Here is a 23,694-nt window from a genome sequence, read left to right as displayed (position 1 = left end):
AATTACACACAATGTAAAGTTTACATCATAACCGGGTCAAGTGCCTTTACATTTCTTTTACATTTATCAAGCTTCTTTGATGAAGTTGCTTAAAATCGTGAACATTCGCTCTTTTCCGGATTGGAATGGCTCTGGCTTGAAGCTCTCTGTATCTTGTATTATCTTGCCCAGGTCCTCTCCTTCTCCCCAACTAAGGATATGCTTTTGCTCCAGAAAGATGGACATTAGCTGCAGCTGATGATCATCGTTATGTTCTCCATACTTTTTCAGTCTGGCTGCTGCGATGACCTTTTTACCTTTTTTCAAGGCGGAGATAACCGATCCGGTTCCTGCATGCGTGATAACAAGCCGGGCATCTTCCATCAGCTGATCCATGACTTCGTAGTTAACGAATGGTTTAATCGTTAATAAGTCACTGTCAAACTTCGTGTGTCCAGCCTGGACTATAACTTCCTCGGTGATGAATCCTTCTCGTTTCAGCCGTTCCACTTCTTCGAGCAGACGGGTGAATGGAAGCTCGTGGGTACCTAAGACGACCAGTATCAATAGATGGACCCCCCATAGACCGCTTTCGGGTAAATCTGTTTCATCGTTTCCCACTGAACAATGAATAAATCAGCAATCGGATAGATTAGCTTTCCAGAAATGGTCGGCGAAGTGGACTTCGCAAAGCTCTCAATGAAAATGACACGTTTCCCGAACAGTTTAGCGATATAGCACATCGGCACGGATGTGTGTGCTCCCGTGGAGATGACGACATCCGGACGATGCTTCAGGAATAAGAAAATCGATTTTATAATATTATAACTAAACTTGAATATATAGCGAAAAGGATAATTACGTGCTCCGTAAACAAGAAAGCTCATCGGGTGCTTGCCCTTCATTTGCTCCGTAATTTCGGATTTCTCTGTCACGATATGGTAGTCATATTCTTTGAATAGCGGTTCCAGCTGCAAAAGCTGTGTTAAATGTCCGCCAATGGATGAGATCAGAAGCAATTTTTTCTTTTTCGTTTTCATCAAAGATTCGCTCCATTCCAGTTAAGGTGAGATGCTATTGAAAGAACTTCTCCGGTTTCTGCTTGACCAACCCATACAGGAACCCGAGAAACAACGCCAGATAAAATCCGGAAGCCGGTGACGATAGAATGTGGCCGGCAATGAATGCTGCACCAAGACCGATACAAGCTCCGACACCGCTGAACAAAGCAGTTGCGCTTACTGTCCGGAATCGTTGCTTGAATATGAATACCAGGATACTGCCGATGACGAATAGCAGTGGCAGTACGAGGATCAGTGTTCCAAGATATCCAAAGCCGAAGAACCAATCCAGGATATCCATTTCGATGATTCTCGGTTCTTCCCCGGTGTAGTTTCCGCCGATTCCCATGCCGAATACTTTTTGGATGACTGGTGCCCGTTCAAAATAATAAAGTACAGTGCCAAAGAATTCTTCCCGGCCATTCAACGCCATGAGCTGCCAGGAACTCCACTGTCTGACGCTGCCAGGAGGCGGAACTTCCCCACCTTCTTCCTCCGGTAATGGCGGAGCTTCTGCTTGTTCCTGCTGCTGTGCCGCCTTTTCATTTGCCATATCTACCGACAACCCGAGGTTATTGCCGATAGGCATCTCAGGCGAGATGAACACGGTAACTGCAAGTAAGACTAACACGACACCAGACTGGATGAAGTTGCTTCGTTTAATGATTGCTTGTATGAGAAGTATTAGGAACGCCATCCCTAACACCAGCAGGGCTGCTCCGAATGCAACTTTCGTGCCGATTGTCAGCATTGCCCATATCATGACGGCTATTAGTGCTGTACAGATAATTTGCGCCAGAAGGCCCTTCTTTATGAACAGATAGTAGATGATCGCACCACAGAAACCCATACCTAAAATGGCACTGATTTCATTACCGGAAAAGAACCAGCCGGAATGGCCTTGCTTTGCCAAGTAGTCGTAGCTCCGCTTACCTGTACCAGTAAGTTCGGCAATAAACATCACGACACTGACAACACTTGTGTTAATAAATAGATATTTCGGTACAATCACTTTCCATTCCCTATTTTCTCCGATATGACGGAAAATCATCACATAAACGAGTAAGGCAGTGATGAAGAAGAATGTCTTAAGGATAAATGTCAATTCGCCTGCCGCTGAAACAGGATCCTTCCAAATCAGATTGACACTGAAGTTAATGGCAAAATAGACAGCCAGCACTAGCATGTATATGAAAGTATTTCTGCTCCAGCGCCGATCTGGGTAGCTAATCATATACAATGCTCCAATCGGAATGACGAGCAGCCGAATTGGATTGGAAACCGGTATCGAGAAATACGACAGCAGGTCGAGAAACGGCTGAGCCAAAATGAAGAAAATGAACAGCTTTTCGAATATATGATAATTGTCCTTGAGTTTCTGTGTCAGAGCTTGCAAATGATTGTCCTCCTTCGTGCCACTCTTGCCAATTACTTAGCAGTCGGGCCGCCTCTTCCCAATAATATGTAGAATGATTTGATTTTCATCAGGAATACGCAGATCAGAAATACGATGACACCGGCTGCTGAACATATTAGGATTGTCAGGATAGGCTGTACATCGCTCAAAGCCCCTTTGATTAAGAGGACAGCGATTCCCATGATGAGTACACTGGCAGTTGTCTTGGCCACATCTGCTAGCATCCCTTTAATAGGTATTCCACCCGTGAGCTTCCTGAATATAAGGAAGCAGGCGACTGCATAGATTAAGCCCGTCACAGATGAAGAAAGCGGGATACCGATGAAACCAAAGCTTTCTGTGAATAAGTAGTTGAGCAAGAGCTTCAAACCGATTGATAGGAACCCGAGCCGCATCATGTAATGTCCCTTTTCCATCGTATAAAAACCATTGTTAACGATAATAACCAGACTGTAGAACAAGATGGTTCCGAAGTAATAGTAAGCTGCGATGCTCGTCTTTTCTGCATGCTGTGCAGTGAATTCTCCGTTTACAAAAAGAAGGGTGACAATCTCCGGCATCAGCAGCATCATACCTGTCAGAACAGGCAGCAAGACAAAATACATAATCTGCAGACCGCGTGTGATATTCTCCTTAAAGCCTTTCATATCATGTTTTGCATATGCGGCAGCAAGCATTGGAAATACGATTGTGCCGACGGTGACGCCGATAATATTCTGCGGAAATTGCGTTAAGTTCTTTGCGATATTTAAATATGTAGCGAAGCTTCTGCCAAGCATATTGGCAAAGGATGTATCAATCATCAATGTAATTTGGCCGATCATCGCTGTTAGCGCCACTGGAATAAAAATATGGTAGAAGCGCTTGTTTTCTTCCCAATTTATTTTGTCTTTTAAGGTAAGCGTTCGCTTAGGCAGCAGAAGCAAAAGCTTAAATAGCAAGCTTAGGATTACGCCTGCCAAGTTACCGAATGCAAAAGCATAGGCTCCTATATCATCAGCGAAGAGTAAGGCACTTCCTATTGTTCCTAAGAGCACGATTGCTTGTGCCAATACCGATAAATAGTATTTGTTCTCGGCATCGAAGTAAGCTTCGAGCACAGCATTGATGCCGACGAATAATAACGATGAAAGGAAAATGATCGTCATAATCGTTGCCATCTGCGCTGTATCGCCTGTTAGATTCGGAAACAGCAGACGAATATATACCGGCGCGATAAAGATGAAGACAATCGAGATCAGCAAACTGAACAGCAGCGTCCCTTTCCATACATCCTGCAGATGCGAAAGCCCTCTGCTCTTTTCTTTGTATTTGATATAACTTGGAACGAATGCGCTCTTCATCCCTGTTGTCAGGAACAAGATGAACATATTCGGCAATGCGAATGCCGCATAGTAAGCGTCCGATTCACTGCCGGCTCCGAAATAATTGGTAATTAGCATATCCCGGATCAACCCTGATACCTTTAGCACGAGGGTCACGAACAGCAGCAGCAGACTGGCGATGCGAAGTTTCGACTTCATGATAGGACCTCTCTCTATTGCCCATTCAGATATAGCTCATGGGATGCGTATTGCTGGCTAAATTATAAGACTGAATAGAAAGGCGTTTCAAGGCAATTTACAGTAACTTAACGTACTGCATAGCACGCAACACACCCTCACCCCTTCCAGTAACTGGGCTGGGGCATAAATTTACAAAATATTCGTATATTCATACTATTTACAATTACTTCACCATTGGTTAACAGTTGCACAATAATCCTTTGCTAGACTTGGTTCGACATATCCTAGAAAAGGAATGGAGTGTACGTATTGAAAATAGCTGTATTGATTCCATGCTACAACGAAGAACAAACAATTGGTGATGTTATCGATGCTTTCCGGAACCAGCTGCCAAATGCAGATATCTATGTGTTCGACAACAACTCAAAAGACAAGACGAGCGAGGTTGCCCGGAGACATGGCGCAATTGTTCGTCACGAATACCAGCAAGGTAAAGGACATGTTGTCCGTTCTATGTTCCGCAATATCGAAGCGGATTGTTATGTAATGGTTGATGGGGATAATACATATCCTGCTGAATTCGTCCATGACCTGATTGCACCGATCCAAGAAGGCCGAGCCAATATGGTTATCGGTGACCGCCTGTCCAATGGCACATACGTAAAAGAGAATAAGCGCAAGTTCCATAATCTTGGGAATACAATGGTGAAAAATTGCATTAACTTCCTATATAAAAAGAAGCTTAGCGATATCATGACTGGCTACCGTGCCTTTGATCGTCTTTTTGTCAAGACAATGCCAATCATGAGTCCCGGATTCGAAATCGAGACCGAGATGTCTATCCATGCACTCGATAAGCGGCTTGCAATCGTCGAAGTACCAATCCCTTATCGGGACCGTCCCGAAGGAAGCTATTCCAAATTAAATACTTTGGCTGATGGCCGCAAAGTGCTTTATAAGATTTTCACCCTGTTTAAGGAGTACAAACCGATGCTCTTTTTCACAGCCTGGTCCCTTCTGTTTCTGATACTTGGGCTAGCTGTCGGCATTCCGGTCATTGCTGAATATTTCGCGACCGAGTTCATTACACGGGTTCCTTCCGCCATTCTCGCTGTTGGATTAGTTGTCCTGTCAGTGCTAAGCTTCGCTTGCGGCGCGATATTAGATACCGTTGCTTCCAATCAGCGTAAACAATACGAATTGGAATTGAACCGAATTCAGGCAGATAACAAACCAAGACCTGTTCAAGGTATGACCAGAACTGGAGGCTCCATGTAATGACGCGCGTTCGAAACCTTTTGATCAGTGTGGCTGCAGGTCTTGCAGCCACTATTTCTGTATTGGCTATTATGCAGGCAAAGCAGGATACGTCGCTTTTGAAATATGCTGCTCTTTCTGTTATTAGTATTTGTTTCTTTTATGCTTTTCTAAAGCTTAGAAAACAAATTCTTCATTCTGTTCTCGAGAAGCGATACATAACGATTGCCATCATTTTGCTGTCAGTATATACGCTGATCAGTTTGATTGACTGGCCGCTGTTCATCAATCGCCCTTGGTATGAGACGGTGCTTGTGGATCTTTTTTCACTCGCTACGATCTTCTGCTTCTTTTCCTTCATTGCTTTTATCCTGCTGCGTGGAGGTTATATGTGGCAGAAGACGACGGTAAGCAGGTGGCAAATCCTTTGGTATATGCTCCCGATGATATTCGTCTGGATGTTCTACTTACTCGCTTTCTTCCCGGGTAATATGAGTCCCGATTCCTTGAACCATTGGCGGCAAGTAGAGAACATGGAGTTCAATAACTGGCATCCATTTGCTTACACAATGGTTATCTTAGTATTAACAATGATCTGGGATTCCCCGGCTATCGTCGTCATATTCCAGATTCTGCTCATGTCGTTTGTTTATTCTTATGGAATCTATTCCTTCCGTCAGTATGGACTTGGAAAGGGTATTGCTTGGATTGCGGCTCTTCTATGGGCAGTACTGCCGGTCAACGGCATTTTCTCCACCATTCTTTGGAAGGATGTTGTTTATAGCACCTTCATCGTCTTCTTGACACTATTTGTTATGAAAACAGTGCTGCAGGAAGGGAAGAATCTTCGGACTTGGAGTGGCATTGCAACATTTACGATAGTACTTCTCGGCATTGCATTCTTCCGGAATAACGGATTGCCAATTGCCATTTTAACGGCCATCGGCATGCTCATTGCTTATCGACGAAACTGGAAACAACTGCTGACACCGCTCGTGCTGGTTTCCGCACTTTATATCGTCGTCACCGGACCAGTATTTACGGCTTACAACATCCAATCGGCCAATCCGAATGAATCCATGAGTATCCCGACGCAGCAAATTGCTGCAGTCGTGTCCCAGGATGGAGAGCTGACAGAGAAGCAGCTTGCTTATTTGGATACTATACTGCCAATTGATGACTGGGATGCGTATAATCCATATCTAACAGACCGAATAAAGTTCCATGATAATTTTAAGGATGATGTTATTGTGGCGGATATGGGTAAGTACATATCGGTCTGGTTCGAAATTGTGAAGCAAAATCCTTCTACCGTCATAGAGGCTTATTTAAAGCAAACTTCTCTTATATGGCAAATTAACAAGCCCATTGATGGCTATACAAACCCTTACACAATCGATGTTGATCCAAACAGTATGGGCTTGGAAACAAAGCCCGTGAGTCAGACTTTGTATGATGTTATAGAATATGGACTTGAAACATCCCGCTACCATACGGAAGAGCTCTTCTGGCGTCCAGTTGTGTTCAGCATTTTCATCGTCCTGTTCAGCTTGATAGCTTCCCGTAAGCTCGGGGCTATTGCCTGGCTGCCAATTTTGCCTGTCCTGCTTAATACAGGGACGATGTTTGTCGGACTGCCGGCTCAGGATTATCGCTATCAAGTCAGCAACTGCATGGTGAGTATCTTCTTCCTACTCTTTGCTTGTTTGTACAAGAAAGGAAAGGAGCCAAGCCATGGAGAACGCACAACCCCAACACAACATTCATAGCAAGCAAAAGCTCGGTATAGCTTTAATCTTATTGTCAGCTGTCTTTACAAGTGTCGGTCAGTTGCTATGGAAAGTTGCGGACGGGGAAATCAATATTCCCCTCCTGATCGGCTGTGCCTGTTATGGAGCAGGAGCAGTTACGATGATGATTGCATTCCGTTTCGGCAAGCTTAGTGTGCTGCATCCAATGCTGAGCCTTGGTTATGTTTTTGCATTAGTGATGGGTTCAATTTTCTTGAATGAGCATATTTCTGCCATGCATATTATCGGGACTGCGTTGATTATCGTTGGGGCAGTCCTGATAGGGGGTGGGGAGAATTAGCTGGATCTTGTTAGTTTCCTGTACGATGCTTGGAGCTGGTGGTGGGTTCTTCTTCAAACGAGCCAGTGATCCATCAACGCACACGTATCATACGCTTCTAATCGGTCTCACTTGTTATGGTTCGGCTGCACTGATCAATATTTATGTGCTCACATTGCTGCCTTATTCTGTCGTCTTCCCACTGACGGCCATTACCTATGTGTGGACACTAATGCTGTCGTATTACTTCTTAAAAGAACATATTCGCCTGCGTCAAATATTTGGTGTCGTCCTGCTTGTCGCCGGCGCTGCCTGTCTGGTTCTATGAAAAACGACTCCCAATTTAATTGTGGGAGTCGTTTTCCTTTTGTACAGTTGTATTGACTAGTCTATATGGGCGTACCCGAACTAATTCTGTAAATTGTTCCGAAAGATGCAAGGTGGAAAATTTGAAATTAGAGTCTGCCCAGCGCATGATAAAGCCGACAGTAGCAGCCATTTGAAAGTGAATCATCAGGTCATAATCAACCGGAATCCTTGGAGTTTCTGTCTCCATATAAAAATCACCTGATAAGCATTCAACGAATACTCTCTGCATCTTGTCAGCTATATCAGGATAAAGAATTCGCAGTGCCTGTAATACACGTCTTTCTTCATAGATATGCGTGAATATGCGCATCGTAGACGGAGCCTGCTCCTGTAAATCGACATAAGCGCTTTCCTTATAAGGTTCTAACAATGCAATGGCAATGCCATCCAGGAAATCAGTAAGGATACTTTCCTTCAAGCTCTCCTTATCGGCAAAATGCTTGTAAAAAGTACCCCGGTTATAGTCGGCTTGATCGGCTATTTGCTGGATGCTGATCCGCTTATCTTCTTCCTCCAGAATCAAATCGATATATGCCTGCTTAAGTGCCTTCACACTTCTTTTACTGCGTCGGTCCGTTCTTAATTTCATCAACAAAACCGCCTTTTTTGTTCATTAATAATATCCATCTTACATTCTTTTAATCTATTTGTTGAATAGGTTACATTACCTAGATTATTGAGCATTGTTACCTAATTGTCAATGCGCTAAGATTACTATGACATAACCTTCTCAAAATCTTCAGCTATTATCTTCTACATATAAAAAGGAGGCTCGCACAGTGAAGGAATTCCAAGGACAGGTCGTTTTGATCACTGGTGCTGCCGGCGGAATCGGTTCAGCTGCAGCCAAAGCTTTTGCAGAAGCAGGCGCCAAGCTTGCATTGATCGACCTTTCAGAAAAGGCATTGGAAAGGGCTGCGGCAACTATTGATACAGAAAAAATATTGCTTCCTGCAGACGTCACGAAAGAAGCAGAGGTAGAACAATTTGTTGAAAAGACAGTTCACCGATTTGGAAGAATTGATGTGTTCATCAACCAGGCAGGATTAAGTGGTGATTTTGTTCCGATTACAGAACAAACTGCTGCGAGCTTGGAGGAAGTACTTCAGGTGAATGTTGTCGGCGCTTTCCTCGGCTTAAAGCATGTTTTACGTGCCATGATCAAACAAAAAAGAGGCGTGGTCGTGAATACCGCATGCAGCGGCAGCCTACTGGGCGGGCCCGGTATGAGCACGTATGTCGCCTCTAAGCACGCCATGCTCGGCCTCAATAAGACAGCAGCATTGGAAGTCGCAGACTATGGTATAAGAGTGAATGCAATTTGCCCTTCATCTTTGGATACAGAATGGATGGAAGCTATCGAAACAAAAGCAGCTAAAGGGAATGAGATGACAGCCCGCCGAGGCTTTGAAGCGAGTTCACCTATGAATCGGTATGGAGAAGTCGAAGAGGTAACTGGATTGATGCTCTTCCTTGCTTCTAATCGCTCCAGCTTCATCAACGGTTCTTATTACCGTGTTGATGGAGGACAAGGCACAACTTCTGTGTAAAAAAAGAAAGACGAGTGACAGGAACCTGTCTGCTGCGTCTTTTTTAAATGGTATTAAATTCTTCTTTTAGTTTGTCAAAGAGGATGCGGGCACCTTCCGGACTTAAGTACAGGTTGTCTGCATATTGCTTGTTTTCCGGCGTGATTTCTCCCGTTATGGCACAAGTAAAACCAGGCTGATACTTTCGGAAGATGATCTTGTCACCTTCGACAAAAATTTCCACAGGATCTTTTTCTTCAATGCCGAACTCTCTTCTAATTTCTTTCGGCACGACGACACGCCCAAGATGATCGACCCGTCTCGTAATCCCGGTACTCTTCATGAAAACGCCTCCTTTACTGTGATGTTAACACTATACTATATATTTCTAATTATTGAAAATATTATTGTCGTAAAAAAGAGCACAAACACTAATTATGTTTGCGCCCTCTTGTGCTACTGAAGTATTCCTTCCAATTCCTTGCGTGTCCGATCCGTGATGGCTGCATCCGAACCGAGATAGAAGATTTCCGGCTGATCGGTAATCTTATTCAGGAAAGCTCGTGTTGGCTTCGTGACAGCATCCGGTCTCGTAAGAACGATCGGTGCATCATACTTGGCTGCCAAAGGTGCACCCGACAGACTATCTACAGTCGTTTGACCGTTTGCAAAGAATACTTGATCCGGATTGGTTCCATAATACTTCGTGATAACAGCAGCATTCGTTGAATAGCGATCAGCTCCGTAGACGCGCTCCACAGAGGCACCAAGCTGCTTGACTGCATCCGCTACGCGTTTGGACACAACTGTCTCACTGCCAATAATCGTCACTTTTTTGATACTATTGCGTTTTATATAGTTTTTCACTTCATCACGCAGTTCCCCTGTTCTTGTCAGCAAGATAGGGATGCCCTCAATGCCCGCATGAGGTCCTATCGTCAACGCATCCGGTGATGTCTCATCTCCGACTGCCAGGAAGATTTCTGATGGTTTACTCGCCACAGTAGCTACTTCCTCTGCTACTTTTACAGCTGTTGCATAGCGAGTGGAGCCGGCTACCCGTTCAATTGTGCTATTAGGAAACTTCTTGCGCAAATCGTTCTCGACATTTTTCGAAATAGCTGGTTCTGCCCCGACAATATAAATGGTGGATGGATTCAGTCGATCAATCTCCGTAACTGTTACCTGCTCCAACTTATTCTGATCAGTTAACAGAAGCGGAGAATCCATTTGAGCCGCCAGGACACTTCCTGTGAAAGCATCGATTGGCAAGTCACTTCTCCCAAGCACGACTGCTTCAGGAGATTCCAAATGCCAGCCGTAGTTGGAGATACTCGCACTAGTGGCATTACGGCGGGACCCTTCAAGATTGTGTACGACAACAGGTGCCTTGCTCAAATAGCCGCTGGCTACATAACCAGTCTTGCCGCTGCTAGTACGCACTGGGTACCAAACATAATGATTCATATTGGAATTATTTGCAGTGTAGCCGCCAGTGATTGTCAGCTTCTCTCCTCGCGGCAAGGAACCGACAGAAGATCCATTCGGACTATTGCGCAACGTTAGCTTGTCAGCTGTAACGTAGACTGTGCTGCCACTGCTATAATTCTGCGTGCTTTCATGCAATGGTCCTGGTGTGGAGACCTGGTTTGTCTTGAATGAGAAGTACGAACCAAGTTTTCCGCTAATTCTGCCAGGTGTTAAAAGATGAGTCGGAAAAGGTGTCGTCGTTATTAACGACTGATTCTCCATCTCCTTATAAACAAGCTCTTGGTAAGCAGTTTGCGGATTAGCAATTGGGTCATTCCGTTCCAACCGGCCATTATATGCCAGAATGGCAAAATACCAGTTTTCTAATTTATCAGGATTTCCATCGTTGACCTTCGGAATCAAATTATATGCTAAAGAGGATTCAGCTTTCGAGTTGGCTTCATTCCATTTGTCTTTCAAAATTTGCATCCCGCGATCGATATTATAATCGATATCATGCATCAGTCGCTCAATTTCCTCGGTGTCATTGCGGTTATAATCGGAAACCTGCATGATTCCAATACCAATACAGTCATAGCCGATCACGACATTGGATCCATCCGCAATGCTGCAAGAAGCCTGATAGGAAGGTGTGCTTCCCGTCCAATACTGTTTCCAGCCACTTTCACGAAAAGCGATTGATTTAACAATCTCCGATGGCACATCGTATTTAACTGCAGCGGCTGTCAGCTTACGGCTGATTGTATCATAGCTCGGGTTTGTATAGCCTGTAGCACTAGCACGGAACATGCGTGCTTTTGCAGCACTTGCAGTCAGCTCTGTCCGCGCATCCTCTTTCGTCACTTGCTGCTGATCTACTGTAAATGCTTCGATATATACTTCTTCAGGCTCTGCAAGCGGTACATCCTGTTCGATTTTCGGGTAGCTGACTTCGAGCTGTGCCCCTTCCTCGTCTACAGTGAGTCTTGCTCCTTCATATAAATCGGATTGATAAATGCGTTCCAGTTTCTCACTTGTGACGTGCAAAACGTCGAATTGCAGAGCTTGGGCAGTTCCATGCGTACGATACTCTACAATTAAATATGATGCATTGTCCATTTTGGTTTCCTGAACAGAAGCAATATCTGCATCTGGGATCGTGGATTCATAAAGTGTCCCAGAATCTCCTTTAATACGAATCTCCCCATTATTATTATTCGTCACTTCGACAGTTTTACCATCTGACAATTGGACTGTTGCAGCACCCTCTGAAAAAATATGACTGTTCGATTCCGCATAGACATTAACCGGCTGGATGAATGCTAAGCATGCAAGAAAAAGACCAGCAAAAAAGACAAGTGTATACGTCGCTCTGCTTCTTTCCACCTGTTACCCTCTTCCTTTTACTAGATTCACAATACAATATACTTATGTCGAATTTTGTATTGCCTCTTTTAAACTATAAAAAGGGTAGGTGGATTTTACTAGACACTCGGAAGAAACTTAACATTGCAAAACTCGATTTTACAATCGCTTAATAAAAAAAGCCCAACCGCAGTTGGACTTTATACAGAGAATATTTTTGATAGACGAGGCTTAATTGCTTCCACTTCATAAGCTGCTGCCGTCTGTTTTGCCTCTTCCTGCATCGACAGCTTCGCTGCTTCTGGCAGCTCCATATAAGTAGTAATGCATCCAGCCAGCTCCTCAGCTGATCCTGGTTCAAAAAGAAAGCCATTCCTGCCGTATTTCATGTAGTCTAACAGTCCTGCCATCCGGCTGCCGATAACAGGTGTTCCGCATGCCATAGCTTCTAGACCAACAAGGCCAAGGCTTTCTCCTTCTCGCATTGTCGGGAAACAGAACACGGTCATACTATTGTATACACTGTTCAGCTTTTGCTGGGACAGAAGTGGGAAATGTACGAGATCTTCCCGTAAACCATAATCGTCCACCATTTTATTGAAGTTTTCTTTTTCCAGTCCATCACCGATGAACAATAGCTTATGGTTTTCCAGTTTTCCCTGTTCCTTCAGCAGCTTGGCTGCCTTCAGATAGATATCCCAGCCTTTTCCTCTATCAATTCGACCAACAAATCCGATATAGCTATATGCTGCATTAATCTCCAGCTCTTGGCAAGCGAGCTTTGTTTCCTTCTCATAAAAGGTATCTTTGTTGATACCTCCGGAAGGAAAAATCTCAATCCGATTCGTCAAACCGTATTTCTGCTGCACAAGTTGCTTATAATAAGAACTCGGTGTAATAACAGTTTCAGATACTTCTAACAGCCGCTTCACATAAGGCTGGTATTTCTGACGTTTTTGAAACTCTGGCACAACATCACTGCCGTGCACGTTTGTGTAAACAATCATATTCTTATTCAATTTCTTGGCAATCAGCACCGGTATCGAATTATGCGTTGCATAATGCACATAGGTGACATCGTATTTCCGGAATACTGATTTTCCGATTACTTTGATAAAGTGACTAGCATAAGCAATCAGCTTCCCGATGGAGCTCGATTGTTTTGTGACGACAGTACGGTCGAATTTCACCCCCGATTGTGCAAGGATCTTCTCCGTATTTTCGACAAACACCCCATAATTGGGATGCTGCTTGCTTGGATACATATTTGCAATCAAATGAACTTTCATACAATGTGCCCCTTACGTACTTAATTGTAAACAAATTGTACGCTTATTCGATAAGGCTTGCAGTAGGATCGTCTACTTCTTTAGAAACAATTTACAATCAATGATCAAGCAGACCGAGCAGGAATTCATAGCTTGTGAAGGAATCACTCCAAGACGACCAATTCATTTGCTGGGCTTTCCACGGCGTAACGAAAGGTTCGTTTTGGTAATAATCACCTTGTTTATCCGGAATGAATGCTCCCGCCTCCAGACCCGATGTGATAGCTGCCTGTTTACCGTTCTGCGCCCCAGTATCCACTTTGGCGGTGAACAGTTGACCATTTGCCATTTTCCAAACTTGATTGTCTTCCACCTGCGCTGGTTTAACTGTAGGAGCTTGACTGGCATAAGCAAGTAAGATATCAGTATCTAAATGATAGCCAGCTAAAAGCTTATCGGCTTGTTCATCTTCTGCAAGATATGATGCTTCAAACTGATACTTACTTTCCTTACCATTCGTAGCAGCTGGTTGTTCAGCCAACTCCGTGATTTCTCCTTCCAAAACAGGTCCATCATCAAGCTTCGCTTCAATCGTCATAGCATTCTGCACCTTTTTCCGCTCTGCTTCGGTCAGTTCTCCGGTAATGACGAGTTCACTGCTCTGTAAGGTAATAACAGGCTTATTCCCAGATTCATCGATGGATTTAACAGTGCCTGCCGCTGGACTCGTGACAGTCACATATTCACCTGTCTCCTCCAAACCTGCCAGCTGTTCTTCTGCTGCAGTCAGCTCCGCATTCTTCTCGGCAAGCTCTTTCTCCAAACTGATGCGGTATTGCTCCTGCAGCTGGGCAGTCTGTTCTTCCGTTGCCTGCTGCAGTGCTTCACTAGCTGCTTCCGTATCTTCTTCGTTCTCAGATCCGTCTATTGTTTCTATAACATTCACATCATTTGAAAATGCGGCGGCCGCAAAATCAGACTCACCTGCTTCTGAAATTGCCTGCTCGACTGCCATCACCTTTTCATCCAGCGAGGTAATGCTAGCAGTTAGTTCACGATATGTTTTCGCATAATCAGCTACTCGGTAAGTGAAAAGGTCAGCTCCCTCTTCTACTGTATCGCCAGGCTCTACAAGCATTTTCGACACAGATCCTGATTCTGACTCCAAATAGACTGGCACTTCATGTGCAGAGCTTAGTACACCTGGGACAGATAACGTCTCTTTTACATCCTGCGCTTTTACCTGCTCCCACTTATGTATAAAATTTGTCCTGCCTACTCGGCCATCATCATCCAAAAACAGGATAGCAATGTTAACCAGTACAAGGACGATTCCTAATGTTAGTATTAGCTTTTTCATCATCCTTCAAGTCCTCCTATGCGAAGATGAATGCAACAATCTTATTCCCAATTCCGCCAAGCAGTGTCAGCAAAAGAATGTAACAGAGATAGATCATACCGACAACAGCCCATACATGCCATCGTTTTGCTGGGAACAGTACAAGCAGGCATCTGGTTTGGAAATACAGGATGAACAGCTGGAACAATGATACTGCACCAAACAAGCTGATAACCCAGGGTCTGTCTGTAAACAGATCGGCAATTACTCCAAGTGAAAACGGCGATCGATCCCATTCCAAGCCCGCTGCTAGCAATAGAAGCATCCAGGATAGAGCTTCCAGCAGAAAAACAACCCCAACACTTAACTGGAGCACAACTAGTTTCTGGTAAGGAATTTCATAAAACAGATAAAATACGAGAGACACAACAAAGATGATGAGAAGTCCGAGTGCGAGTCCCCAGACGAGACGTCCGATGATGAACCAAAACTTCGCGTATTCGTAATCAGAACCTATGTACACTGCATTCAATTGATTCAGCGTCTCTGTCCCGACACCAACCCATCCTAGTGCAGCATAGACGAGACAGAAACCGAGCAGGATCAAGACAGTCCATAGCCAATGGCCACGCAGCTGCTCCGCTTCCCGCAGTTTAAATAATGTCTCCTTCGGGTTAGTCAAGAGACGGAAAGGATTCGTATGATATGTCATGTTTTGCCATCCTTCTTCTATGTATATAGTAAAAGATTACCGTAATTTTTCAAAATTTGCACATATATTTACAATAAAAAAATAGACTGGTAAAATGCCAGTCTATTTGATAAGGCTGTTGCTTGGGCGAAGTGCAGTACGATGCTTCGTCCGTTTTGGCACAACCGGGTTGCTGAGTTTGTCTTTTAAATATTGTAAGCCTACATATGAAAGCAGAGATAGCATATACAGAATAGGTGCATAAAGCAGACCCCAGACAAACGTATGCGTCACAGCTGATTGATCGAGTGCTTGGTCCAAGATACTGCGCCATAATGTATGAATTAAGTAGATACCCACTACATTCTTAGCGATGATGCTAACGTAACGATGCTTTCCGATGTTACGTGCTTTCAAGGTGAACAGAAGAAGGAATATCGTCAAAGGAATAGTACTGATGAGATACTCTCCCTGCGGCAAATCCAGCCCGTAATAGAGGATAGAACGCTCCATCAGCTGCAGTGCAAAGCCAACAGCAACTATTGTACCGATCGTCCTTACACGGATTGCTTGCGCTGCATGAACTATCTGTTTTTCATATAAACCAAAACAAGCTCCTAATGCTGTATAGAATAAACCGAAGTAAATTCCGTTTCTTGTTGTCTCCTCCATCGTAACATGGAAGAGTGCTCCGTAAGATTGTCCCAGGAGACCAATCAGATTAAGCACAAGACCTACTAGTAATGTAAGCTTCATTAGACGTAATCTGTAAGCAGCATAAATGATGATGATCGAGAAAATCAAAGCAAACATAAACCAAAGCTGAAATTGCGTATACGATATCCCATCCAATAATGTACGCCATTGGAAGGTATCTTGAAAGTAAGCAGTCAGCTCAGCTTTTTGCTCACTCATGGTTCCGTTAGAAGTAGAAAGCATTTTTATTAAATCATATACCCAATAAAAAGCAAACCAGGCTGCAAGCAAGCTGATCAGCTTACCAGTATATCGTTTGAAGTATGCGAATGTATCATCTGTTCGCTGCAGCTTCATGGCGAATAGATAGCCAGATGCTGCAAAGAAGAATGGTACTGAGAAGCGCGCGATTGTATCGATGATGAATGCCCAGGTTTCTCCGTTTCCGAATGGAACAGCCGTGTCTCGGAATGTGTGTGTATGAATACAAACGACGCCGAAGATCGCTAGGCATTTGAAGAAATCAATGGAGTAATTTCTCGTCATGTGCATCTACCTGCTTTCTTTGTTCTAAGAAATTCTATCCGTCTTTTTCTCTTTATATACCCTGTGATCAGGGTGCCGCAATACTTTTAACAGAACTGTAATGACAACACAATCTGAGCGCAATATGATTACAAACTCTATCCATTTAGTCCTAATTTTTCCCACAAAAAAAGCACTTACCTTGGTAAGTGCTTAAATGGTTTGGCTAAATGCCTGCACAAGTAAATCTAACTTCTTGGCATCACTCGGACGCTCGTAGCCAGAACCTTTGAAATGCGCATCAAATGCAGTAGCCAGTGCCTCAAAACGACTGTCTCGCAAAATCGATTGATAAAATTCAAAAAGCTGACCGTATTGTTCGATATAACGCGTCATTTTCTTATCGAATCCGATTAGGTGATTGGCAGACGGCAAACCGAGGAATGCAATTCTAGCCGGATCATATATCGGATAATGCACATTCAGTAGATGCAGCATATGTGTAACGAGGGGAAATTGCATCGAAGGGTTGCCCCGGCGGTTTCTCACTTCATATAACGCTGCTGTCAATCCAACAATTTTCAGCTTGTCCGGCTGACGAGCGGCTTCCTGAAACAGACGGAAAAAGGTATGTTCGAATGCCTCTGTCAGATTAGGATTGACCAAACCTATGTAGTGCTTCAGTACATATCGAAATACTGGATTGTGATCAGGCCGTCTCGCTTCTTGGCGTAAAAACGCATCGAGGGCGATATCCTCCCGTCTGATTGATGTTAGAAGCTGGTCTTTATGAAGCAGCAGCTGCTCCAGAAGATCGGCTCCGGTGTATGTGTCGCGCATAAGACAGGTTTCCTCCTCCACTCCAAAGCTAGTAATTATAGTTTACATGATAACATAACAGCTTCGGCAGAAGAAGTGATTGATAGTTTCAGGATAAGCTTTGCCCCATGAAGAAATGTTCATTATTGAGTAAGGCGATAACAGTCCCTGTCCTTTTATACTGCTGGTCGAAGGAACGTTCAGATGTTTCCACAAACAGTGCAGTACCATTATAGAAGCTGACTTGGGTGCGGCTTTTCGTTTCTTTATAGGATTGAATATGATAGAAGGACAGCCAGACGCAATTGGTGTTCGTAGGTGAGGAAGTTGGGAGCATAAAAACGCCATGAGCCGGATGCACTGGAATAGGTACCTTCTTGTCCGTCCGCAGAAGTCTGCCAATTGCATGTACCCTGCCCTCATAAGAGGATCCGTACTGCATGCAGCTATGATCAATGATCGAAAGAGGTGATTGTTCCACTAATATTTCTTTATCGGCTTCAAGAACACGGGATTGATACACTGGATCGTGCAAACGAAACACAGCAATAGTATTGCGGGTAATGATGTACTGTTCCTTTTTTTCTATTTGCATAATTTCCCCCTCCAATATTGACTGATACAAGACTATATTACTATAAACAGCCGCTCCAATATGTAAAGGAGATGTAAAAAATAGTAAAAAAGGACGAAGCATAATGCTTCGCCCTCTTATTTAATTGCAAAAGTGATTTCCGCTTCGCAAGCAAGCTCTCCATCAACAGTTGCTGTTGCTTTGCCTTTACCGATTGGTCCCTTCAAGCGGACAATCTCTACTTCCAGCTTCAATGTGTCACCTGGTTTTACCTGACGTTTGAAGCGGCATTTATCAACACCGGCAAGGAAGCCGATTTTTCCTTTGTTTTCTTCTTTCATCAGCATCGCAAATGCACCTGTCTGTGCAAGAGCCTCAAGGATCAAGACACCTGGCATTACCGGATAATCTGGGAAATGTCCTTGGAAGAATGGTTCATTGATTGTTACATTCTTCTTTCCGACAGCGCGTTTGCCTTCTTCGATTTCAGTTATTTGATCCACAAGCAAGAAAGGATAGCGATGCGGGATTATTTCTTTGATTTGTTGAACATCATACATAATATGGTGAGCCTCCTGAATGGTTGTCTTTCCTAACGTATTATACCAAAAATGAGGCTTGCATGTTTAACGTGTTTGGCGTTAAGGGTATTGTTCCATAAAATTGCTGGGAGGGAAGCCAATTGCTTAATCTTTTATTATGGATCGGCATCATCGTAGTCGCATTCTGGCTCATTGGTGTCATTTTCAATATTCTCGGAGGGGTCATTCACATTTTCCTTATCATTGCTGTGATCATGTTCGTTATTTATGCAATCAGAAAGAGCAGGGGCAGGAAATAGAAAAAGCTGGTTCCGGAATCCGGAGCCAGCTTTTTTATGACTTTTGGTTTACCAAGTCATAAATATGTGTCCATGTATCTCGTTTGAGGACGTCCAGTGCATTGCCATCTCCTAGTACACCATACCCGAAGAGCAAACCTAGCAGCAGGAAGATGATCAGGATAATCGGTACAACAAGCAGACGGAGCCATATTGGAAACAATCTTCTCCGCTGTTTTTTCGGTGCCTTTTCTCCTTCAGCCTGCTTCTGTTTATCATGTTGTTCTTTTGTCTGGAGTTTGGATGCATTACTCGACATAGCGTTCTGGCTCCTTATTCTTATCTAATCTGGTTAATGAGTCCGCTCATCTGATCACTCATGGAAATCGAGCGTGCATTGAACTGATAAGCGCGCTGTGTATTCACCATTGCAGTCATCTGTTCACTAAGATCAACGTTCGAGCCTTCCAGGCTGCCTGCCTGCAGTTCAACGTCTCCTGCACCCAGCAATTGGGCAAGAGCAGGATCAGCCAGTTCAAAGGCAGTATCACCTGTACGTGTCAGAACGCGTGGATTATCGATAGCTGTGATCTGAAGGTTCGCTTCCACAGCATTTTCTCCATTACGTTCAACAACGATTTCTCCGCGGTCATTGATTGTAATACTATCAAAATCCGACTGTAATGCAATAGGTCCATCGACACCATTCACCAAATCTCCATCTGCGGTTGTCAAAGCTACTGTCCCATCCTGCTGCGGCTGGAGATAGAAATTTCCAGATCGTGTATAGCGTTGCTGTCCATCATCGCCTGTAATCGTAAAGTATTGGTTGTCGTTGACAAGTGCTGCATCAAGATTGCGGTCAGTCGTCTGGATAGTTCCCATCGTCATGAGCGGGTTCGTACTGCTCATGTATGCTCCTGACCCGATCCGGATGCCGTCACTCGTGCTCCGGCTTGTTGCATTCGCCTCATCATTCGGCGGGTTGTTCATCTGCTGATAAAGCAAGGAAGAGAAATTAGAGGTCTGCGCTTTATAACCTGATGTATTTGTATTCGCCATATTATTTGCGATTAAATCCAATCGCTGCTGCAGCTGCCCCATTGTTACGGCAGCCTGTGTCATCATCCTGCTCATTTTACTCCTCCTTTACAGCTTCCCGACTTCATTGACTGCTTTTCCAAGGCTTTCATCATATGCTGTCAATACTTTTTGGTTCGTTTCGAACGTCCGGTATGCCTGCATCATGTCTGCCATTGTCTGCTGCAAGTCGACATTCGAGCCTTCTACTGCTCCCTGGACGATATTGTACGTCACGCCAGCCGTCGCTCGGGCATCTGCTGTCTGGGCTTCCTCACTTGCGGTATAAACGTTTTCACCCTGCTTGTCCAGCAGATTTGCATCCTGGACATATGTCAGTCCAAGCTGGATGTTCCTGCCGTCGTTAAATTGCATAGAACCATCTGCTGCCATTGTATACGTCTGATTGTTCGTCTGAATTGGGTTGCCTGTCGTATCTAGTATATAGCTGCCTTGATCATTCGTTAGAAAACCTTCTTCATCGACTGTAAAATTACCGTTTCGAGTATACGCTTCGCCATCTGCTGTCTGCAGATTGAAAAATACAGAGCCATTTTCATCCGGATACGTACCGTCCACCAAAGCTGTATCTGTACTGATACCTGTTTCACGTAAATCTCCTTGAACAAAGTTCGGAATCGTCTCTTGCACATATACGCCGGAATTGATACTGCCGATTTCCTTGGAAGTCGTAACATAACGGGAGTTGTCCGCTGATGTCTGCTTGCTCTCCATCGATTTCAGAAGCATCTCCGGAAATGCCCGCAGCTGCCCTTGATCTGCTTTGTATCCATTCGTATTCGCATTAGCTAAGTTATTAGACAGCACTTCCTGTCTGCGCTGCTGGGCGAGCATACCGGATGCAGCTGTATATAATCCTTTTAGCAATGTTTCGGTCCTCCTAAGGCAGTTAGATGCCACTGTTTTTGGTTTCTATCTATTATATCGGCAGAATCCTAAACGAATTGAACCTCTTCCGTATACAGAAGAGGTCAAAGTATACAGAAGAGGTCAAATTATCATACTACTTTTCGTTTTTCCAGTTTATCGATGTTTTCAAGCATGATACCAGTACCTTTTGCTACACAATCCATCGGATCTTCTGCAATGAATACAGGAACCTTCAATTGTTCAGCAAGCAGCTGGTCGATACCGTGAAGCAGTGCTCCGCCTCCAGTAAGGATGATACCGCGGTCAATGATGTCTGCAGACAGCTCAGGAGGTGTCTGTTCCAGTACCGTACGCGCCGCTTGTACAATCATGGCAACCGACTCACGCAGTGCTTCTTCTATTTCTTCCGAATAAACAGTGATCGTACGCGGAAGACCGCTTACCATATCCCGGCCGCGGATATCAATTGATTCCTGACGCGCGCCTTCGAACACTGTTGCAATTTCAATTTTGATATTCTCGGCTGTGCGTTCACCGATCAATAGCTTATATTTACGTTTGATATACTGCAGGATTTCTGCATCAAACTTATCTCCAGCCATCCGAATGGACTGTGCTGTAACGATGTCACCCATGGAAAGAACAGCAACATCTGTTGTGCCGCCGCCGATATCGACAACCATATTACCGCTAGGCTGGAAAATTTCCATTCCTGCACCAATAGCAGCGATTTTTGGTTCTTCTTCCAAGTATACTTTCTTACCGCCGGATTTTTCCGCCGCTTCCCTGATTGCTTTTTGTTCAACTTTTGTAATGTTCGTTGGGCAGCAAATCAGCATGCGCGGTTTGGATAGAAAACCTTTTACATTGATCTTGTTGATGAAATAGCGGAGCATCGCTTCTGTTACATCAAAGTCAGCGATTACGCCGTCCTTCAACGGACGAATCGCCTCAATATTTCCAGGTGTTCTGCCTACCATGCGTCGTGCTTCTTCCCCGACTTCTAGTACATTTCCTGTAATTCTGTCCATCGCGACAACGGATGGTTCATTCAGAACAATTCCTTTTCCTTTTACATGTATTAGTACGTTTGCCGTACCGAGGTCAATTCCTATATCTCGTGCCAATATCCTCAGATCCTCCCTGTAAAGATAGAAACTATGTCGCATCCGTTCGAGAACATAATGCTACTTATCTTATAGTGTAGCACAAAACATGGAGAATAGTAGCAAATTATGAAAGAAAATAAGGATAAAAGTAGGAATATTGGAAAGGGATTGGATGTACCTTTACAGGATGAAAGTTGGATTTTAGGCAGGAGCGTCCGTGTTCGTTTCCAGCTTATACTTGAGTTTAGTTGCTTCCCCGCCCCTCAGATGGCGGATAGCTTTGTGGTAATCAAGGATCTCCTTCACTTCATTGGCTAAATCCGGATTGATTTCCGGCAGTCTTTCTGTCAGATCTTTATGCACGGTACTCTTGGATACACCAAATTCCTTTGCAATCACGCGAACTGTCTTTTTCGTCTCCACAATGTGCTTACCTATGCGCACCGTGCGCTCCTTGATATAATCATGCACAGCCCATGCCTCCTTAAGTTGACGGTTCTTGATGTTCATGAGACAAGATGAGAAGCGATGAAGTAATTCGAATATGTATTTTTCTTCTGCAAGTCATAGATGATTGGGCATCTGCGGCGTTAAGCGCTTCACACTCGTTCCCTTCAAACACTTGCTTGGGTTTGTAACATCTTATTAGTTGCAGAGCTGTTTTATTCCATAAAAAAGACCCTCTCAGCTGGTGGAAGGTCTGCGGTTATCTATTTTTTGAATGGCATGCATAGGTAAACGGGAAAAATAGAAGTCTTTATGTCTGCGGATGAATAGGTGATAGGATGATACCAGATAATCCTTATTCTGGTGGATGAGTCCATAGAAGTATTTATAAAATGCTGTTTGTTTTTCAGGTTCCCACTTAGGATAGCGCTTTCTTGCACTTTCTACCTCGCCAAGCTGAAACTCGATATAGGCAAGGGCAAGTGGATCATCTGTTAGATACGAATGCAGAATACCAAAGTGGCCAGCTACAATTGGCAGAACTTGCCGGTCGAGCAATTGTGCAAGACATGTAATGTTATATTGTTTTGCCATCTTGCTTCCTTCAGCAAGATGAGAAAAGCTTGCAATCTTATCATCGAAAAGGAAGGTCAAACCCATTTTATAATGCTGTACAGCACGCTGGCCTGGCAGATATGTATGTTGGAGAATGTTTCTGCTATGTTTTCTGGCAATGATTAATTCGTTCCGTTTCCAGTGGTACTGGAACAGCAGCTTGTCCATCCGGACATTCATCATGATACGCAGGAAATAGTCTTTGATTAGTAAAATCGTTTCCTGTAATTCATCCAGATAGTAGCCGATAGCATGATAATCGTGGCATTGAAAATGCTGGTAGATCCTGCCGAACAGAACCAAGGCCTTCGCCTCCGGAAAATCAGCTTGATGGCGGCTGATCTGCCTTTCAAACTCGTCACCTGGCAGCTTGTACACCTGGTATTGGATTATTAATTCATATAAATAAGCATACGATCTATTTCGCTGGTGCAATGATTGCTTATTCTTCTGGATCAGCTGCCGAAGCTCTTCTTCGTAGTGATTCATCCCAAGGAAATCCATCCCTGCCAGCTGAACATCGGCAGATGCGGAATGCACACAGAAACTAGCTGTCAGGTCTACAACCTGCTTTACATCATGACTTGTCTCCACAAGCTGAGTGAATGACCAAAGATCTTTCATTCGTCCTGATGCTACTGAGAGCTTGCCCAAGTCAGTCGCTTCCTTACGCAAACTTGATTGATTCAACTTTCCTTTCTCCTCTCACATTTCCCAATCTTACCTCCATATAATCACTTGACTTCGACTTTCATTTTGTGTTTTGCACCATTTCATTATTCCATCTTTTCAGATAAT

General features: G+C 44.0%; 26 protein-coding genes. 6 read left to right on the top strand and 20 right to left on the bottom strand.

Features of this window, described 5'->3' with window-relative positions:
- Positions 1-66 precede the first annotated feature (66 nt).
- Genes pssE through murJ form a run of 4 tightly spaced genes read right to left on the bottom strand, consistent with a single transcriptional unit; the run spans position 67 to position 3,980 of the window.
- Positions 67-546: a PssE/Cps14G family polysaccharide biosynthesis glycosyltransferase gene (gene pssE, locus CHH58_RS10135; RefSeq protein WP_095228130.1), complete on the bottom strand. Its 480-nt coding sequence runs from the start codon at positions 544-546 to the stop codon at positions 67-69.
- Positions 543-1,019 (bottom strand): PssD/Cps14F family polysaccharide biosynthesis glycosyltransferase, encoded by a 477-nt coding sequence (gene pssD / locus CHH58_RS10130; RefSeq protein ID WP_095220896.1) that lies wholly within the window; start codon positions 1,017-1,019, stop codon positions 543-545. The genes pssE and pssD overlap by 4 nt, the downstream gene beginning before the upstream one ends.
- Before the next feature lie 34 nt (positions 1,020-1,053).
- Positions 1,054-2,436: an O-antigen ligase family protein gene (locus tag CHH58_RS10125; protein ID WP_170937587.1), complete on the bottom strand. Its 1,383-nt coding sequence runs from the start codon at positions 2,434-2,436 to the stop codon at positions 1,054-1,056.
- Positions 2,437-2,468: 32 nt separating this feature from the next.
- The gene (gene murJ, locus CHH58_RS10120) at positions 2,469-3,980 is read right to left on the bottom strand and encodes a murein biosynthesis integral membrane protein MurJ (RefSeq protein WP_095228126.1); all 1,512 of its coding nucleotides are present in this window, start codon (positions 3,978-3,980) and stop codon (positions 2,469-2,471) included.
- Between the two features lie 291 nt (positions 3,981-4,271).
- Between murJ and CHH58_RS10115 the strand changes: the two genes are divergently transcribed.
- Genes CHH58_RS10115 through CHH58_RS10100 form a run of 4 tightly spaced genes read left to right on the top strand, consistent with a single transcriptional unit; the run spans position 4,272 to position 7,617 of the window.
- Entirely contained in the window at positions 4,272-5,240 is a 969-nt protein-coding gene (locus tag CHH58_RS10115) for a glycosyltransferase family 2 protein (RefSeq protein WP_095232290.1), read from the top strand.
- A complete protein-coding gene (locus tag CHH58_RS10110; protein ID WP_095232289.1) occupies positions 5,240-6,988 on the top strand; it encodes a DUF6020 family protein in 1,749 nt (582 codons plus the stop codon). The genes CHH58_RS10115 and CHH58_RS10110 overlap by 1 nt, the downstream gene beginning before the upstream one ends.
- The gene (locus tag CHH58_RS10105; protein WP_095234163.1) at positions 6,954-7,310 is read left to right on the top strand and encodes an EamA family transporter; all 357 of its coding nucleotides are present in this window, start codon (positions 6,954-6,956) and stop codon (positions 7,308-7,310) included. The genes CHH58_RS10110 and CHH58_RS10105 overlap by 35 nt, the downstream gene beginning before the upstream one ends.
- Positions 7,311-7,317: 7 nt before the next feature.
- On the top strand, positions 7,318-7,617 hold the full coding sequence (locus tag CHH58_RS10100) for an EamA family transporter (RefSeq protein WP_249275092.1): 300 nt from the start codon (positions 7,318-7,320) through the stop codon (positions 7,615-7,617).
- Positions 7,618-7,632: 15 nt separating this feature from the next.
- Here the strand turns inward: CHH58_RS10100 and CHH58_RS10095 are convergent, their stop codons facing one another.
- Positions 7,633-8,247 (bottom strand): TetR/AcrR family transcriptional regulator, encoded by a 615-nt coding sequence (locus tag CHH58_RS10095; RefSeq protein ID WP_095228118.1) that lies wholly within the window; start codon positions 8,245-8,247, stop codon positions 7,633-7,635.
- Between the two features lie 190 nt (positions 8,248-8,437).
- Here CHH58_RS10095 and CHH58_RS10090 point away from each other — a divergent pair, with 190 nt between their 5' ends.
- The gene (locus tag CHH58_RS10090; protein ID WP_095232286.1) at positions 8,438-9,208 is read left to right on the top strand and encodes an SDR family NAD(P)-dependent oxidoreductase; all 771 of its coding nucleotides are present in this window, start codon (positions 8,438-8,440) and stop codon (positions 9,206-9,208) included.
- 43 nt (positions 9,209-9,251) lie between these two features.
- Here the strand turns inward: CHH58_RS10090 and CHH58_RS10085 are convergent, their stop codons facing one another.
- The 9 genes from CHH58_RS10085 to fabZ form a co-directional block, all read right to left on the bottom strand.
- On the bottom strand, positions 9,252-9,530 hold the full coding sequence (locus CHH58_RS10085) for an AbrB/MazE/SpoVT family DNA-binding domain-containing protein (protein ID WP_095228114.1): 279 nt from the start codon (positions 9,528-9,530) through the stop codon (positions 9,252-9,254).
- Positions 9,531-9,643: 113 nt separating this feature from the next.
- Entirely contained in the window at positions 9,644-12,043 is a 2,400-nt protein-coding gene (locus CHH58_RS10080) for a cell wall-binding repeat-containing protein (RefSeq protein WP_095262457.1), read from the bottom strand.
- Between the two features lie 179 nt (positions 12,044-12,222).
- Positions 12,223-13,311, bottom strand: a complete 1,089-nt coding sequence (locus CHH58_RS10075; protein ID WP_095262456.1) for a glycosyltransferase — start codon at positions 13,309-13,311, stop codon at positions 12,223-12,225.
- A gap of 97 nt (positions 13,312-13,408) precedes the next feature.
- A complete protein-coding gene (locus CHH58_RS10070) occupies positions 13,409-14,653 on the bottom strand; it encodes an efflux RND transporter periplasmic adaptor subunit (protein ID WP_095262455.1) in 1,245 nt (414 codons plus the stop codon).
- A gap of 13 nt (positions 14,654-14,666) precedes the next feature.
- Entirely contained in the window at positions 14,667-15,341 is a 675-nt protein-coding gene (locus CHH58_RS10065; RefSeq protein ID WP_095262454.1) for a hypothetical protein, read from the bottom strand.
- A 102-nt stretch (positions 15,342-15,443) separates the two neighbouring features.
- Complete coding sequence (locus CHH58_RS10060; RefSeq protein ID WP_170937586.1) at positions 15,444-16,562, bottom strand: acyltransferase; 1,119 nt, start codon at positions 16,560-16,562, stop codon at positions 15,444-15,446.
- A 192-nt stretch (positions 16,563-16,754) separates the two neighbouring features.
- Positions 16,755-17,381 (bottom strand): hypothetical protein, encoded by a 627-nt coding sequence (locus CHH58_RS10055; RefSeq protein ID WP_095262452.1) that lies wholly within the window; start codon positions 17,379-17,381, stop codon positions 16,755-16,757.
- An 88-nt stretch (positions 17,382-17,469) separates the two neighbouring features.
- A complete protein-coding gene (locus CHH58_RS10050; RefSeq protein ID WP_170937585.1) occupies positions 17,470-17,955 on the bottom strand; it encodes a competence protein ComK in 486 nt (161 codons plus the stop codon).
- 116 nt (positions 17,956-18,071) lie between these two features.
- Positions 18,072-18,494 (bottom strand): 3-hydroxyacyl-ACP dehydratase FabZ, encoded by a 423-nt coding sequence (fabZ, locus tag CHH58_RS10045; RefSeq protein ID WP_095220913.1) that lies wholly within the window; start codon positions 18,492-18,494, stop codon positions 18,072-18,074.
- Positions 18,495-18,616: 122 nt separating this feature from the next.
- Here fabZ and CHH58_RS18185 point away from each other — a divergent pair, with 122 nt between their 5' ends.
- A complete protein-coding gene (locus tag CHH58_RS18185; RefSeq protein ID WP_123921910.1) occupies positions 18,617-18,775 on the top strand; it encodes a lmo0937 family membrane protein in 159 nt (52 codons plus the stop codon).
- A gap of 34 nt (positions 18,776-18,809) precedes the next feature.
- Here CHH58_RS18185 and CHH58_RS10040 read toward each other — a convergent pair whose 3' ends face one another.
- From CHH58_RS10040 to CHH58_RS10015, 6 genes are all read right to left on the bottom strand, one after another.
- The gene (locus tag CHH58_RS10040; RefSeq protein ID WP_095219355.1) at positions 18,810-19,073 is read right to left on the bottom strand and encodes a DNA-directed RNA polymerase subunit beta; all 264 of its coding nucleotides are present in this window, start codon (positions 19,071-19,073) and stop codon (positions 18,810-18,812) included.
- A gap of 20 nt (positions 19,074-19,093) precedes the next feature.
- Positions 19,094-19,891: a flagellar hook-basal body protein gene (locus CHH58_RS10035; protein ID WP_095228095.1), complete on the bottom strand. Its 798-nt coding sequence runs from the start codon at positions 19,889-19,891 to the stop codon at positions 19,094-19,096.
- A gap of 12 nt (positions 19,892-19,903) precedes the next feature.
- A complete protein-coding gene (locus CHH58_RS10030) occupies positions 19,904-20,722 on the bottom strand; it encodes a flagellar hook-basal body protein (RefSeq protein WP_095228094.1) in 819 nt (272 codons plus the stop codon).
- A 131-nt stretch (positions 20,723-20,853) separates the two neighbouring features.
- Positions 20,854-21,855 (bottom strand): rod shape-determining protein, encoded by a 1,002-nt coding sequence (locus CHH58_RS10025; RefSeq protein ID WP_095228156.1) that lies wholly within the window; start codon positions 21,853-21,855, stop codon positions 20,854-20,856.
- Between the two features lie 180 nt (positions 21,856-22,035).
- Positions 22,036-22,305, bottom strand: a complete 270-nt coding sequence (gene spoIIID / locus CHH58_RS10020) for a sporulation transcriptional regulator SpoIIID (protein WP_038564118.1) — start codon at positions 22,303-22,305, stop codon at positions 22,036-22,038.
- 213 nt (positions 22,306-22,518) lie between these two features.
- A complete protein-coding gene (locus CHH58_RS10015; RefSeq protein ID WP_095228092.1) occupies positions 22,519-23,586 on the bottom strand; it encodes an AimR family lysis-lysogeny pheromone receptor in 1,068 nt (355 codons plus the stop codon).
- Between the last annotated feature and the right edge of the window lie 108 nt (positions 23,587-23,694).

Source organism: Terribacillus saccharophilus (genome assembly GCF_002272745.1).
Classification (GTDB): Bacteria; Bacillota; Bacilli; order Bacillales; family Amphibacillaceae; genus Terribacillus; species Terribacillus saccharophilus_B.
This window is presented reverse-complemented; position numbering and strand designations above follow the sequence as displayed.